Genomic DNA, 13,959 nt, shown 5'->3' with positions numbered 1-13,959 from the left:
CCGCGCTCCTGGGGATCGTGTTGACCCCGGGCATCGACGGGGCCTCCACACGCGGAGAGATACCTGGTCTCGACAAGCTCGACCAGCGGGAGAAGATGGGCGTATGCGTATCGCTGCCCCCATCGAGATCGGCCCGCTCGACGCCGCCGCCCAGCAGGCCGTCCGAGACCTGGCTGCCGCAGCCGAGTCCCACGACGGCGTAGCGCCGCTCTCCGAGCAGCCGCTGCTCAACCTGGGGACGGACGCGGAGTGGATCACGCACGTCGTGGCGCACACCACGTCGGGCAGCACCATCGGCTACGTCCAGGTCGACCGCTCGGGCGAGACCGCGAGCGCCGAGCTGGTGATCCATCCGGAACACCGGCGCAACGGGCGCGGCCGCATGCTCCTCAAGACCGCCGAACGTGACGCGACACTCCCGTCCCGCTCGGGCGAGCCCAGCCAGCACGGCAAGCAGCTGCGGGTCTGGGCGCACGGCGACCTGGAGGCGGCCCGCGGCTTCGCCCGGGCGGCGGGTATGCACCCGGTGCGCGAGCTCCTCTTCCTTGCACGGACCTTCGAGCAGTCCGCAGCGCCGCAGCTGCCCACGGCGCCCGCCGGCTATCACCTGCGCACGTTCCGCCCCGGGGTCGACGACGACGCCTGGCTCCGCGTCAACGCCCGCGCCTTCGCGACCCATCCGGAGCAGGGCCGGATGACCCTCGACGACCTGCGCGCGCGCCAGGCCGAGGAGTGGTTCGACCCCGAGGGCTTCTTCCTGCTCGTGCCCGAGAGCACGGGCGAGGGCACGAGCAAGGACTCCGCCGACGGTGCGGCCGGCGCCGATCCGGTGGCTTTCCAGTGGACCAAGGTCGAGCCGGGCCGGCCGGACGGCGTCCGCGACGGCGAGATCTACGTCCTCGGTGTGGACCCGGACCATCAGGGCAAGGGCCTGGGCCGGCTGATGACGGATGTCGGGCTGGCGCACCTCGCACGTACCGGCGCGACGCGCGCCGTGCTGTACGTGGAAGGGGACAACGCGCCAGCTCTCGCGACGTACGAGCGGTCCGGGTTCACGCGGGCCGCCGTACACGTTCAGTATGCCCGCCCGTGACGAACGCTCTCCGAGAGCGTCACCCACTGTGTACCGAACGGTGACACCATGAACGACATGAAGGACAGTGTTGGGAACACCTCCGCCAGGACCAGGGACAAGAACGGCCGATTCATGAAGCAGAGCCCTCGTACGACAAGCACCGAGAGCATGAACGGCGGGCCCGACGGACACCGGGACCGTCCTGGGAAGACCGCGGAAAGGCTGGCGACCGCCGAGGTGGCGGAGAAGACCAAGCAGGCCGCCGGGCCGTCGCCCATGCCCGTGCCGGCCCCGGAAGGCGCCTCGGCGGACGACATCATGGACCCGCACTCCCTGGACGCGAGCCTGGCCGCGCACATCGCCGAGCACATCGCGGAGAGCCCGGAGGGCACGAGCCTGCTGGACCCGGTGCTCGGCGGGCCGCTGCCCGTCGACCGGTTCGCGGACCGCGAGCTGAGCTGGCTCGCCTTCAACCAGCGTGTGCTGGAGCTCGCGGAGGATCCCCGGATCCCGCTGCTGGAGCGCGTCCGCTTCCTGGCGATCTTCGCGTCCAACCTGGACGAGTTCTTCATGGTGCGAGTGGCCGGCCTGAAGCGCCGCATCGCCACCGGCATCGCCGTCACGAGCGCGTCCGGTCTCGGCCCGCGCCAGGCGCTGTCGCGCATCTCGGACGAGGCGCACGCGCTCATGGAGCGGCACGCGCGCGTGTTCGAGAACGACGTGCAGCCCGCGCTGGCCGGCGAGGGCATCACGCTGGTGCACTGGGGTGAGCTCGACACCAAGGAGCAGGAGCGCCTGCACAAGTTCTTCCGCAAGCAGATCTTCCCCGTGCTCACCCCGCTCGCGGTGGACCCTGCCCACCCGTTCCCCTACATCTCGGGTCTCTCCCTGAACCTGGCCGTGGTGGTCGCGAACCCGGCGACGGGCAAGGAGCACTTCGCGCGCGTCAAGGTGCCGCCGCTGCTGCCCCGCTTCATCGCGGTGGACGCGTCGGGCAAGCCGCGCCGCCCCGGCACCAAGAAGGCCGACCCGCAGCGCGGCCCGCTCTCGTTCGTGCCGCTCGAGGAGGTCATCGCGCAGCATCTCGACTACCTGTTCCCCGGTATGGAGGTGCGGGAGAACCACACGTTCCGCGTCACCCGCAACGAGGACGTGGACGTCGAAGAGGATGACGCCGAGAACCTCCTCCAGGCCATGGAGAAGGAGCTCCTCCGACGCCGGTTCGGGCCGCCCGTACGCCTGGAGATCGCGAAGGACATCAGCCCGCGCATCCGCGACCTGATCGTCCGCGAGCTGGGGGTCAAGGACGAGGAGGTCTACGAGCTGCCAGCGCTGCTGGACCTGACGGGCCTCAACCTCATCGCCGACCTCGACCTGACGTCGCTGCACTACCCGCCGTTCGTGCCCTCGACGCACCGGCACCTCGCGGAGGTCGAGAGCTCCAAGCCGACCGACGTGTTCGCCGCGATCCGCCGTCGGGACATCCTGCTGCACCACCCGTACGACAGCTTCTCGACGAGCGTGCAGACGTTCCTCGAGCAGGCAGCCGCCGACCCGCACGTGCTGGCGATCAAGCAGACCCTGTACCGGACGTCGGGCGACTCGCCGATCGTGGACGCGCTGATCGACGCCGCCGAGGCCGGCAAGCAGGTACTCGCCCTGGTCGAGATCAAGGCCCGGTTCGACGAGGAGGCCAACATCTCCTGGGCGCGCAAGCTCGAGGAGGCAGGCGTCCACGTCGTCTACGGGATCGTGGGCCTCAAGACGCACTGCAAGCTGTCGCTCGTGGTGCGCCAGGAGCCCGACGGCTCGCTGCTGCGCTACTGCCACGTCGGCACGGGCAACTACCACCCAAAGACGGCGCGCCTCTACACCGACCACGGCCTGCTGACCTGCAACTCCGACGTCGGCCAGGACCTGACCCGGCTCTTCAACCAGCTCTCCGGGTACGCACCGAAGTCGACGTTCCACCGCCTGCTCGTGGCGCCCCGCGCCGTCCGATCGGGTCTGGTGGAACGCATCGAGCGCGAGGCGACCGCGGCCCGGGCGGGCCACGAGGCCTGGGTCAAGATGAAGATCAACTCGGTGGTCGACGAGACGGTGATCGACGCCCTCTACCGCGCCTCCCAGGCGGGGGTGCAGGTCGACCTCGTCGTGCGCGGCATCTGCGCCGTCCGCGTCGGCGTGCCCGGGCTGAGCGAGAACATCCGGGTGCGCTCCATCCTCGGCCGCTTCCTCGAGCACTCGCGTCTCTTCGCGTTCGCCAACTCGGTGGGCCCCGCGCTCGCCGAAGGACCGGAGTCCGGCCCCGAGGTGTTCATCGGCTCGGCCGACCTGATGCATCGCAACCTCGACCGCCGGGTCGAGACGCTCATCCGGATCTCCGACCCGAACCACGTGGGCGAGCTGCTGGGTCTGCTGGACGAGTCCATGGCCGACACGACGGCGTCGTGGCACCTCCTGCCCGACGGCAGCTGGGAACGGCCGAACGCGGGCGCGGAGAGCAACGGCCTCCGTGACCTGCAGGCGGTCCTGATCCAGCGGCAGCGCCGTCGGCTCGAGCCCGTCCGGTGACGGGACGGCGGTCGGTCGTGGGCACCGGTACGACGACGGCGGCCTCCCCCGCCGCAGGTCTGCACACCCCGGTCGTCATGACCGCCGGGGGGCTCGTGTGGCGCCGTCGCTCCGGCGCGCTCCAGGTGCAGCTGGTGCACCGCCCCCGGTACGACGACTGGTCGTGGCCCAAGGGCAAGCTCGAGGTCGGGGAGTCCTTCCAGGGCGCCGCGATCCGTGAGGTCGGCGAGGAGACGGGCAAGGAGATTGTGCTCGGCAGGCCCCTGCCGGGCCTCCAGTACCTGACCCCCGACGGCACGGTGAAGCGCGTGCACTACTGGGCGTCGCGGCGCGCGCGCAAGGGACATGACAGCGCGGCGCTCACGGCGCGCGCTCCCCTGGCACCGGTCGACCGGGACGAGGTCGACCGTACCGAGTGGTTCGACGTGGACGAGGCCGAGCAGCGCCTCACCCGGACGTCGGACCGGGGCCCGCTGAACGCCCTGGTGGCCGCCGAGGCCGAGGGGGTGCTGCAGACCCGGACGCTCGTCATCGCGCGGCACGGTCGCGCCGTGCCACGCACCGGCTGGCACGGCGCGGAGCGGGACCGCCCGCTCACCCCGCTCGGGCACGGCCAGGCGGCAGCGCTGGTCCCGGTGCTGGCGGCCTACGGCGTCGAGCACGTGATCAGCTCCCGGTGGGAGCGGTGCGCGACCACCATCGACCCGTACGTGCGGGCCGCGGGCCTGCGGCCGAGCTACAGCGAGTACCTCACCGAGGCCCAGCACGAACGGTCGCCGTCGCGCGTCGCGGCCACCGTGCGCGCCCTCCTGGAGGAGACCACCGAGTCGTCGGTCATCTGCACCCACCGCCCGGTCCTCCCGACGGTGCTCGACGTGCTGGGCAGGCACGCCTCGCGCGCGGTGGCGGGCGGGCTGCCGTCGACCGACCCGTTCCTCGAGCCAGGGGAGCTGCTGGTCGCGCACGTCGCCGACACCACCTCAGGACCCCTGGTGGTGGCCACCGAGAAGGTGAGTCCGCTGGTCTGGTGACCATGGTGGTGGACACACGCGCTACTTCGGCGCACTATCGGTCACCATGAGCAGCGACCAACGACCGCCGAGGCGGCCGGCCATGCTGGACCCCCGGGACGCCGACGCGCTTCCGGGGGAGGTGGACCCCGCGATGCGCGACGAGGTGGCGCACGCGACCGCACGCGCGCTGGTGGACCGGGCGCGCACGACCGAGGACCCAGCTGTGGTGGAACGGCTCATCCGCCTCGTGGAGACCGAGGGCCTCGACACGGTGGCGGGCCTGTGGGCGGACGCCGCGGCCGTCTCGCTGCCCGGCGCGCTCTGGCGGCTGTACGTACTGCGTGAGTGGGTGCGCCGCGACATGCCTACCGTCATGCTCCGGTATCGGCTCGGTGTGGAAGCCGCCCCGGTCCAGGAGGCCGTCGCGGGCGTCCCGAGCCCTCCGGAACCTGGCGACCTGCAGATCCTCGCCGACGCGGTGCTCTCCGGCGTCTTCACCGGCGACCTCGCCGTCGCCCTCGAACGGGCCGGCGCGTTCTGCCGCATCCTGTCGACCGGGGCCGCGTTCGACGCGGACTCCCGCGAGGTCGCCGACCCCACCGGCGCCACCCGGATGACCCGCAGCGCGAGCTCCCTGCTGCGCACGGCGGAGGAGCTGGAGCGGGCCGGAGGCCTGTGGCGCACCGGCTCTCTCGAGTAGGCCCCCAGCCTGTCAAGTGGCGTTCGCCCACAGCGCTGTGACGTCAGACCCCCTTGGCAGATCCCCGCACGCGATTAGGATGGTGCAAGCGACGCCGGGCTGCGGATGCCCCGGGCTCCACCTCAAGCCGCTACGAGCGGCCCCGCGCCGAGAGGCGCTCCCGGTTCGGCGTCGCTCCAGCTTCCCTTCCCGGCCGACAGGGCAGTCGACGGAATCGTGCCCGCAAACCTGTGCTCTTTGTCACGGGCTACCAAAGCGCAACCTTGCAAATTGGCGATAGTCGGCAAGCGCTCTACGCTGAGCCTGTTCCAGAGCCCTTAGAACGGGAGCCCTCGTGCGCCTTACTCCGCGCGATACCAAGTACTTCGATCTTCTTGCCGACCTGGCCCAGCATCTGGTCCGGGGATCGTCCCTCCTGGCGGAGCTGCTCGGCGCGGACCGGGCGGGACGGGAGAAGCTCGCCGACGAGATGCACGAGGTCGAGCACCTCGCCGACGACGCCACGCACTCGATCATGCGCCGCCTGAACCAGACGTTCGTCACGCCGTTCGACCGCGAGGACATCTCCGGCCTGGCCTCGGCGCTGGACGACTGCATGGACGAGATGGACGAGGCCGCTGAGCTCATCGTCCTGTACAAGGTCGAGGGTCTGCCCGACCGCGTGTCCGAGCAGGTCCAGGTGCTCCAGCGGTGCGCGGAGCTCACGGCGGAGGCCATGCCACGCCTGCGCTCGATGGACAAGCTCGCCGACTACTGGGTCGAGGTGAACCGCCTCGAGAACCAGGCGGACAAGCTGCACCGCAAGCTGCTCGCCCAGCTCTTCGACGACTTCGCCGGCGACCCGGTCCTGCTCATGAAGCTGAAGGAGATCGTGGAGGTTCTCGAGAACGCCGCGGACAGCTTCGAGAAGGTCGCGAACATGGTCGAGACCATCGCCCTCAAGGAGTCCTGAGTTGGAGGTCGCTCTCGTCGTCCTCGTGGTGGCGCTCGCCCTGAGCTTCGACTTCACCAACGGCTTCCACGACGCCGCCAACGCCATCGCGACGTCGGTGTCGACGCGGGCCCTGACCCCGCGGGTCGCGCTCGTCATGGCGGCCGCCATGAACTTCGCCGGGGCGCTGCTCGGCACCGAGGTCGCGGAGACGATCGCGACGTCGATCGTGAACCTCGAGGGCGCCGGCACGCACGCCGAGCTCGCCGTCGTGCTGTGCGCGCTGCTCGGGGCGATCGTGTGGAACCTGATCACGTGGTGGTTCGGCCTGCCGTCGTCGTCCACGCACGCCCTGATCGGCGGACTCGTCGGCGCAGGCATCGCGGGCGGCATGAGCGTCTACTGGTCCGCGATCGTGGACAAGGTGGTCCTGCCCATGATCATCTCGCCGCTGGTGGGCTTCGGCCTCGCCTTCGCCGTGATGGTCGCGGTCATGTGGATCTTCCGCTACGCGGCACCGGCCAGGACGAACCGTCGCTTCCGGATCGCGCAGACGGCGTCGGCCGCCGCGATGGCGCTCGGCCACGGCCTGCAGGACGCGCAAAAGACGATGGGCGTCATCTACCTGGCCCTGCTGACCGTGGGCTGGGCCAACGTGGACCAGGGCATCCCCCTGTGGGTCAAGCTCTCCGCGGCGGCCGCCATCTCCGCAGGCACCTACTCGGGCGGCTGGCGGATCATGCGCACGCTCGGCCGCAGGATCATCGAGCTCGACCCTGCCCGCGGCTTCGTCGCTGAGTCGGTCTCGGCCCTCGTCCTCTACGTCAACGCGTTCGCGCTGCACGCCCCCGTCTCCACCACGCACACGATCACGTCGGCGATCATGGGTGTCGGTGCCACCCGCAGGCTCTCCGCCGTGCGCTGGGGCGTCGCCAAGAACATCGCCGTCGCGTGGGTCCTCACCATCCCGGCCGCAGCCCTCGTGGCAGCGCTCGCGACGTGGGCGCTCTTCCCGTTCCTGACCTGACCTGACCTCGTCAGGAACGCTCCGCGCGCGACTTACACCGGGTGAGATCTAGCATCGATCGTATGAGCACCGCCTCCACGGCCCCGACTCCCGGCGCCAGATCAGCCCATCGCAAAGCAACGGCCCTCGCCTTCGCCGCAGCGGTGGGCGGCTTCTTGTTCGGCTTCGACAGCTCCGTGATCAACGGAGCGGTCAACGCCATCGAGGGCCAGTTCGCCCTGGACCCGTCGGTCACCGGGATCGTGGTCGCCATCGCCCTGCTCGGCTGCGCGCTCGGGGCGTGGGCCGGTGGCCGCCTGGCCGACCGCTGGGGCCGCACCCACGTCATGGTGATCGGCGCGATCCTGTTCTTCGTGTCGTCGATCCTGTCGGCCATCGCGTTCTCCGCGTGGGACCTGGCCGTCTGGCGCTTCATGGCCGGCGTGGGCATCGGCATCGCGTCCGTGATCGCGCCCGCGTACATCGCGGAGATCGCGCCCGCAGCCATGCGCGGCCGACTGGGCTCGCTGCAGCAGCTCGCGATCACCGTCGGTATCTTCGCCGCGCTGCTCTCGGACCAGATCCTTGCCGAGTCGGCCGGCGGCGCCGCCAACGTGCTCTGGCTCGGCTGGGAGGCCTGGCGCTGGATGTTCCTGGTCGCCGTGGTTCCCGCCGCCGTCTACGGCATCCTCGCGCTGCGCATCCCGGAGTCGCCGCGCTACCTCGCCGCCAAGGGGCGCGACGACGACGCGCGGGCCGTCCTGGCCAGCGTGCTCGGCCCCGACGAGGACGTCGACGACCGGCTCGCGCAGATCCACCACAGCATCGCGGTCGACGAGGCCAACACCAACCAGGCATCGCTCCGGGGCAGCGCCCTGGGCCTCAAGCCGATCGTCTGGGTGGGCATCCTGCTGTCGGTCTTCCAGCAGTTCGTCGGCATCAACGTGATCTTCTACTACTCGAGCACGCTGTGGCAGGCCGTCGGGTTCGACGAGAGCCAGGCCTTCCTGGTCTCCACCATCACGTCGGTCACCAACGTCGCGGTCACGTTCATCGCCATCGCCCTCATCGACAAGGTGGGCCGCCGCCCGCTGCTGCTCATCGGGTCCGCCGGTATGGCGGTGTCGCTGGGCCTCATGGCCATCGCGTTCACCCAGGCGACCGGCTCGGGCGACGACATCTCGCTCAGCGGCCCCTGGGGAGTCATCGCCCTGATCTGCGCCAACGCGTTCGTCGTCTTCTTCGGCGCCTCGTGGGGGCCCCTCGTGTGGGTGCTGCTCGGTGAGATGTTCCCCAACCGCATCCGGGCCGCCGCCCTGGGCGTCGCTGCGGCCATGCAGTGGATCGCCAACTTCGCCATCACCCTGACGTTCCCGCCGATGCTCGCCGCCTTCGGCGCCAGCGTGCCGTACCTCATGTACGCGGCCTTCGCGGCGCTGAGCTTCTTCTTCGTGCTCACCAAGGTGCCCGAGACCAAGGGCATGGAGCTCGAGGACATGGTCGAGCAGGGCCGCACCAAGGCCTGACCCGGGCACACCGACCACCGACGACGGCGCCGTCCCCCACCACGGGTGGGGACGGCGCCGTTCTCGTGTCCCGGGCTGTCCTTCTGACGGCATGTCACGCAGGTCACACACCGGCTGGCCGAACGACGCCCGCAGAACGCTTGCGTTGGGCAACCATTATTCATATAGTTGCTCTAAGCAATCAATCGTGAGGCACCGATGACTTCCCCACCCAGCCGCGCGCCGTCCGGCACCGAAGCTCCGGCCGTCACCCTGATCTCCGCGCTGCAGAGCCTCTCGCGCGCCCAGCGGGAAGCGGCGGCACGGATCGCGCACGAGCTCGACTGGCCCCGGGCGGGCGTCGCCGTGCTGCACCTGCTCGCCAAGTGCGGCCCGACCTCCCTGACCGACCTCGCGGCACACCTGCGCGTCGACCTCTCGGTCGCGAGCCGTCAGGTCAGCACGCTGGCCGACGCCGGATACGTCGTCCGCACGGTCGACACCGAGGACCGCCGGGTCCGCACGGTGGAGCTGACCGACGCCGGGCGAGCCCTGGCGGCCGAGGCCAGCCAGCAGTACACGAACCTGATCGACCGGGCGTTCGCCGCCTGGTCGCCCGAAGACCTCGCCGAGGCGACCCGCACGCTGCACCGCCTCGTCGACACCATCAGCGCGGACACGGCGCACCGGAGATCACCCCAGAACCAGCAGGAGTTTGCATGACCAGCCCCACCATCCAGTCCACCGTGGTCGAGCCCGACCACCTCCAGGGCGAACCACCCGCCATGACGCACAGCGAGGTCCTCCGGGCCCTGTCCGGGATCCTGCTGGGCATGTTCGTCTCGGTCCTGGCGATGTCGGTGGTCTCGTCGTCGCTGCCGAAGATCATCACCGACCTCGAGGGCAACCAGTCGGCCTTCACCTGGGTGGTCACCGCCACCCTGCTGACCTCGACGATCTCCACCCCGATCTGGGGCAAGCTCGCCGACCTCACGAACCGCAAGACGCTGATCCAGATCGCGCTGATCATCTCCGTGCTCTCCGCGGCCGCCGCCGGGTTCGCGCAGGACACCGGCCAGCTCATCGCCTTCCGCGCCTTCCAGGGCATCGGCGCCGGCGGGCTGCAGTCCCTGTCCGCCGTGCTCATCGCCGACATCATCAGCCCGCGGCAGCGCGGCCGGTACATGGGCCTCATGGGCTCGATCATGGGTATCGGCATGGTCGGCGGCCCGATCCTCGGCGGCTTCCTCACCGACGCCATCAGCTGGCGTTGGAACTTCTTCGTGGGCCTGCCGTTCGCGGTGGCCTCGATCATCGTGCTCCAGATGACGCTCAAGCTCCCCAAGCGGCCCCGCGGCTCGGCGCGGATCGACGTCATCGGCGCCACGCTGATCTCGGTCGGCATCGCCACGCTGCTCCTGTGGATCACCTTCGCGGGCACCGAGTTCGACTGGGTGTCCTGGCAGACGGCTGCCATGGTCGGCGGCTCGCTCGCAGTCCTCGCGGTCGCCGTGCTCGTGGAACTGAGGGTCAAGAACCCGCTCATCCCGATGTACCTGTTCAAGAACCGCACGCTAGTCCTCGCCGTCATCGGCTCGGTCGCCGTGGGTGTCGCGATGTTCGGCTCGTCGGTGTTCCTCAGCCAGTACATGCAGCTCTCGCGCGGCATGACGCCCACGGAGTCGGGCCTGTACACGATCCCGATGGTCGTCGGCCTGTTCCTGTCTTCCACCGTGAGCGGGCAGCTCATCTCCAAGACCGGCCGGTACAAGCCGTACATGGTCGCAGGCGGCGTGCTCCTGACGGGCGGCCTGCTGCTCCTGTCGACGCTCGATTACCACACGTCGTTCGTGCTGGTGTCGATCTACCTGTTCGTGCTCGGCGCAGGCGTCGGCATGCTCATGCAGAACATGGTGCTGGCCACGCAGAACACGCTGCACATCAAGGACTCGGGATCGGGTACGTCCACCGTCACGTTCTTCCGCTCGCTGGGCGGCGCCATCGGCGTCTCGGCGCTCGGCGCGATCCTGGGGCACAGCGTGAAGACCAGCCTGCAGGACGGCATCACCGAGATCGCCCCGGAGCTCGCGAAGCAGAGCATCGACCCGTCGGCGCTCGCCTCCGGGGGCGGCACCCTCCCTGACCTCGCGACACTGCCGCACATCCTGGTGGAGGTCGTCGAGAAGGCCTACGCGAACGGCATCGCGGACATCTTCCTCGCCGCCGTGCCGCTGGCCCTGATCGCGCTGCTCTGCGTCTCCCTCATCAAGGAGGTCCCGCTGGGCCACCGCTCGGGCATCGACCAGCTGAAGGACCTGGAACCGGCCGCGAGCTGACCGACCGGGACGGCTGGGCCCGCCCGTTGGTCGAGCCTGACGAGACCCAGGTCTCGTCAGGCTCGACCGACGGAGCGCCGCATCGGGGGATTTCGGGCCCATGGACTGTGCTCCGAGGGCCTGACACGTCATCATTGGCGAATGTTCCCGAGTGAAGACAGGTCCAGCGCGGACGCTCCCGACGACCAGGTCGCCGCCGGCAAGGATGCCGACGACGCGGTCGTCGACGGCACGGTCGCTGAGGACGGGACCGACCTGGGACCGTTCGAGGGCCTGGAGCGGGAGATCCGGCTGCTGATCCGCCGCGCCCAGTCCTCAGGGACGTCGATCGCGCGCCGGGTCCATCCCGAGCTGGATGCCAGCGCGTACCCGCTCCTGGCACACGTCGCCGAACGGCCGGGCGCGCGGGGCTCCGACCTCGCCACCTTCTTCGGTGTCGGCCGTGCCACCGTGTCGCGGCAGCTCAGCCGCCTGGCTGAGCTCGGCCTCGTCGAACGCACCGTCGACCCGGACGACAGCCGCGGACAGCGCATCACCCTCACGCCCGACGGCGCCGCCCGGCTGGACCGGGCGCGCTCCAGCCGGGTGGCGATGCTGGAGGGGGCGCTGGCCACCTGGGAGACCGAAGAGGTCAGCCAGCTGGCCAGGCTCCTCAACCGTTACTCGGCGGACATCGTCGCGTGGAAGCAGAGCCACTGACCGGTCCGCCGGTGGTCAGCTCTCCTCGAACGTGAGGCTCACCGAGTTCATGCAGAACCGGTCGCCGGTCGGCGTCTGCGGCGCGTCGTCGAAGACGTGCCCCAGGTGAGAGCCGCACGTGGCGCAGCGCACCTCGGTGCGGACCATGCCGAGCGAACGGTCCTCGATCAGCTCGACCGAGTCCCCCGCGAGCGGGCTGTAGAACGACGGCCAGCCGCAGTGCGAGTCGAACTTGGTGTCCGAGCGGAACAGCTCGGCGTCACACGCGCGACACCGGTAGACACCCGTGCGCTTCTCGTCGAGCAGCTCGCCCGTCCACGCTCGCTCGGTGCCCGCCTGGCGCAGCACCGCGTACTCCTGGGACGAGAGCTGCTCGCGCCACTCCTGGTCGGACTTCGAAATCTTGTAAGTCATCTCGACACCTCCGCGCTGTGCAACTCCGGGCTGGTACTCACTGTTCCCACCTGACCACGAAAGAGAGCGTGTGCCTGGTCTCCCCTGGTGGTTACCCGGTGGAGACCAGACACACGCTCTACTTCGCGGTGCTGAGGTCAGGCGTTCGGGGTGCTCGCCCCGCGGCCACGACCGCCACGCCGACGACGGCGGGGAGCACCCGCGGCGTCCGTCCGCGGGAAGTGGTCGGCTGCGGTCCGTCCGCCGCCCGACGCCGGACGGCCCGCACTGCGCTGGCCGGTCGACTGGCCGGCACCCTGGCTGCGCGGCTGGCTCTGCCGGCCGCCGCCCTGCCCGGCACCCTGACCACCGGTCTGACCGGTGCCCTGTGCGCCGGAGCGGGAACGCCCACCCTGCTTGCGCGGCTGGCTCTGGCGGACCGGCTGCGGGGCCGGCGGCACGTACTCGACGTACGGCGCGACCTCGCCGACCAGGCTGGTCACCGTCGCGTCGCCGGGACGGACGTCCTGCGGGCGGGCGGTGATCTTCGCCTTGCGGGTCAGGTCACGCACGTCGCCGCGCTCCTCGGGCAGCATGATGGTCACGACGTCGCCGCCGGAGCCGGCACGCGCCGTCCGCCCTGAGCGGTGGAGGTACGCCTTGTGCTCGGCGGGCGGGTCGACGTGCACCACGAGCTCGACGTCGTCCACGTGGATGCCACGCGCGGCGATGTCGGTCGCGACGAGCACCCGGACCTCGCCGGACGAGAACGCGGCGAGGTTGCGCTCACGCGCGCCCTGGCCGAGGTTGCCGTGCAGGTCGACGGCGGGCACGCCCGCGGCGGTGAGCTGCTTGGCGAGCTTCTTGGCCTGGTGCTTGGTCCGCATGAAGAGGACGCGGCGGCCGGTGCCCTGCGCGAGCTGGTGCACCACGTTCTTCTTCACGTCCTTGTCGGCGACGGCGAGGATGTGGTGCGTCATCTGCGGGGGCGGCGCGGCGGCGTCGTCCACGGAGTGGGTGACCGGCTGGTTCAGGTAGCGCTTGACCAGCACGTCCACGCCGTTGTCCAGCGTGGCCGAGAACAGCAGGCGCTGGGTCTTCGCGGACGTCCGGTCCAGGATGCGCTTCACGCCGGGCAGGAACCCGAGGTCGGCCATGTGGTCGGCCTCGTCGAGCACGGTGATCTCGACGTCCTCGAGCGTGAGGTGCCGCTGGCCGAGCAGGTCCTCGAGCCGGCCGGGGCAGGCGATGACGATGTCGACGCCGGCGTTGAGCGCGGTGACCTGGCGCGACTGCGCCACGCCGCCGAAGATCGTGGTGGTCTTCAGACCCAGGGCCTGCGCCAGCGGCGCGATCGACTCGTCGATCTGGTTCGCGAGCTCACGCGTGGGGGCCAGGATCAGTGCGCGGGGGCGGCCCGACGCGCGACGTGTCTGTCCCGCGGCGGCCGAACGAGCGCCGGACGTCGCGAGACGCGTCACGACCGGCAGTGCGAACGCGAGGGTCTTGCCGGAGCCGGTGCGGCCGCGGCCGAGCACGTCGCGGCCGGCGAGGGAGTCCGGCAGGGATGCCGTCTGAATGGGGAACGGCGAAGTGATGCCGCGGTCTGTCAGTACGCGCAGGATGGGCGCGGGCAGACCGAGGTCGGCAAACGTAGTCAAAGGAGATGGGCCTCTCGGGCTCGGTGGCGGCGCGGATCGCGCCGGTTGTCCGCCGTGCTCTCACAC

General features: G+C 70.5%; 12 protein-coding genes. 10 read left to right on the top strand and 2 right to left on the bottom strand.

From position 1 onward, the window contains the following. The first annotated feature begins 103 nt into the window (after positions 1 to 103). The 10 genes from mshD to AB0I32_RS06060 all read left to right on the top strand — a co-directional run bounded on the left by mshD (position 104) and on the right by AB0I32_RS06060 (position 11,839). Positions 104 to 1,093, top strand: a complete 990-nt coding sequence (gene mshD / locus AB0I32_RS06105; RefSeq protein WP_357503910.1) for a mycothiol synthase — start codon at positions 104 to 106, stop codon at positions 1,091 to 1,093. A gap of 258 nt (positions 1,094 to 1,351) precedes the next feature. After that, a complete protein-coding gene (locus AB0I32_RS06100) occupies positions 1,352 to 3,649 on the top strand; it encodes an RNA degradosome polyphosphate kinase (protein ID WP_357503923.1) in 2,298 nt (765 codons plus the stop codon). A 17-nt stretch (positions 3,650 to 3,666) separates the two neighbouring features. Continuing rightward, the gene (locus AB0I32_RS06095; protein WP_357503908.1) at positions 3,667 to 4,680 is read left to right on the top strand and encodes an NUDIX hydrolase; all 1,014 of its coding nucleotides are present in this window, start codon (positions 3,667 to 3,669) and stop codon (positions 4,678 to 4,680) included. A gap of 82 nt (positions 4,681 to 4,762) precedes the next feature. Continuing rightward, positions 4,763 to 5,362: a hypothetical protein gene (locus AB0I32_RS06090; protein WP_357503906.1), complete on the top strand. Its 600-nt coding sequence runs from the start codon at positions 4,763 to 4,765 to the stop codon at positions 5,360 to 5,362. Positions 5,363 to 5,696: 334 nt separating this feature from the next. Continuing rightward, entirely contained in the window at positions 5,697 to 6,314 is a 618-nt protein-coding gene (locus AB0I32_RS06085) for a DUF47 family protein (protein WP_116673298.1), read from the top strand. 1 nt (position 6,315) lies between these two features. Next, positions 6,316 to 7,320 carry an inorganic phosphate transporter gene (locus AB0I32_RS06080; protein ID WP_357503904.1) on the top strand — a complete coding sequence of 335 codons (1,005 nt, stop codon included), beginning with the start codon at positions 6,316 to 6,318 and terminating at the stop codon, positions 7,318 to 7,320. Positions 7,321 to 7,382: 62 nt separating this feature from the next. After that, complete coding sequence (locus AB0I32_RS06075; RefSeq protein WP_357503902.1) at positions 7,383 to 8,825, top strand: sugar porter family MFS transporter; 1,443 nt, start codon at positions 7,383 to 7,385, stop codon at positions 8,823 to 8,825. A 198-nt stretch (positions 8,826 to 9,023) separates the two neighbouring features. Next, positions 9,024 to 9,527 carry a MarR family winged helix-turn-helix transcriptional regulator gene (locus AB0I32_RS06070; protein WP_357503900.1) on the top strand — a complete coding sequence of 168 codons (504 nt, stop codon included), beginning with the start codon at positions 9,024 to 9,026 and terminating at the stop codon, positions 9,525 to 9,527. After that, the gene (locus AB0I32_RS06065) at positions 9,524 to 11,140 is read left to right on the top strand and encodes an MDR family MFS transporter (RefSeq protein WP_357503898.1); all 1,617 of its coding nucleotides are present in this window, start codon (positions 9,524 to 9,526) and stop codon (positions 11,138 to 11,140) included. Before AB0I32_RS06070 ends, AB0I32_RS06065 begins: the two co-directional genes overlap by 4 nt. Before the next feature lie 141 nt (positions 11,141 to 11,281). Beyond that, positions 11,282 to 11,839, top strand: a complete 558-nt coding sequence (locus tag AB0I32_RS06060; protein ID WP_357503896.1) for a MarR family winged helix-turn-helix transcriptional regulator — start codon at positions 11,282 to 11,284, stop codon at positions 11,837 to 11,839. A gap of 15 nt (positions 11,840 to 11,854) precedes the next feature. Here AB0I32_RS06060 and msrB read toward each other — a convergent pair whose 3' ends face one another. Together msrB and AB0I32_RS06050 are read right to left on the bottom strand one after the other, a co-directional pair. Next, positions 11,855 to 12,253 carry a peptide-methionine (R)-S-oxide reductase MsrB gene (msrB, locus tag AB0I32_RS06055; protein WP_108495362.1) on the bottom strand — a complete coding sequence of 133 codons (399 nt, stop codon included), beginning with the start codon at positions 12,251 to 12,253 and terminating at the stop codon, positions 11,855 to 11,857. A 137-nt stretch (positions 12,254 to 12,390) separates the two neighbouring features. Beyond that, entirely contained in the window at positions 12,391 to 13,893 is a 1,503-nt protein-coding gene (locus AB0I32_RS06050) for a DEAD/DEAH box helicase (RefSeq protein WP_357503893.1), read from the bottom strand. Positions 13,894 to 13,959 lie beyond the last annotated feature (66 nt).

Source organism: Promicromonospora sp. NPDC050249 (assembly GCF_040656015.1).
Lineage (GTDB): Bacteria > Actinomycetota > Actinomycetes > Actinomycetales > Cellulomonadaceae > Promicromonospora.
Note: the sequence above shows the minus strand (reverse complement) of the source record. Positions and strands in the feature narration are given on the sequence as shown.

Bases quoted from the DNA above. Each gene is read 5' to 3' on its own strand.
- mshD (WP_357503910.1), top strand. From the start codon at position 104: ATGCGTATCGCTGCCCCCATCGAGATCGGCCCGCTCGACGCCGCCGCC.
- AB0I32_RS06100 (WP_357503923.1), top strand. From the start codon at position 1,352: ATGCCCGTGCCGGCCCCGGAAGGCGCCTCGGCGGACGACATCATGGAC.
- AB0I32_RS06090 (WP_357503906.1), top strand. From the start codon at position 4,763: ATGCTGGACCCCCGGGACGCCGACGCGCTTCCGGGGGAGGTGGACCCC.
- AB0I32_RS06075 (WP_357503902.1), top strand. From the start codon at position 7,383: ATGAGCACCGCCTCCACGGCCCCGACTCCCGGCGCCAGATCAGCCCAT.
- AB0I32_RS06070 (WP_357503900.1), top strand. From the start codon at position 9,024: ATGACTTCCCCACCCAGCCGCGCGCCGTCCGGCACCGAAGCTCCGGCC.
- AB0I32_RS06065 (WP_357503898.1), top strand. From the start codon at position 9,524: ATGACCAGCCCCACCATCCAGTCCACCGTGGTCGAGCCCGACCACCTC.
- AB0I32_RS06060 (WP_357503896.1), top strand. From the start codon at position 11,282: ATGTTCCCGAGTGAAGACAGGTCCAGCGCGGACGCTCCCGACGACCAG.
- msrB (WP_108495362.1), bottom strand. From the start codon at position 12,253: ATGACTTACAAGATTTCGAAGTCCGACCAGGAGTGGCGCGAGCAGCTC.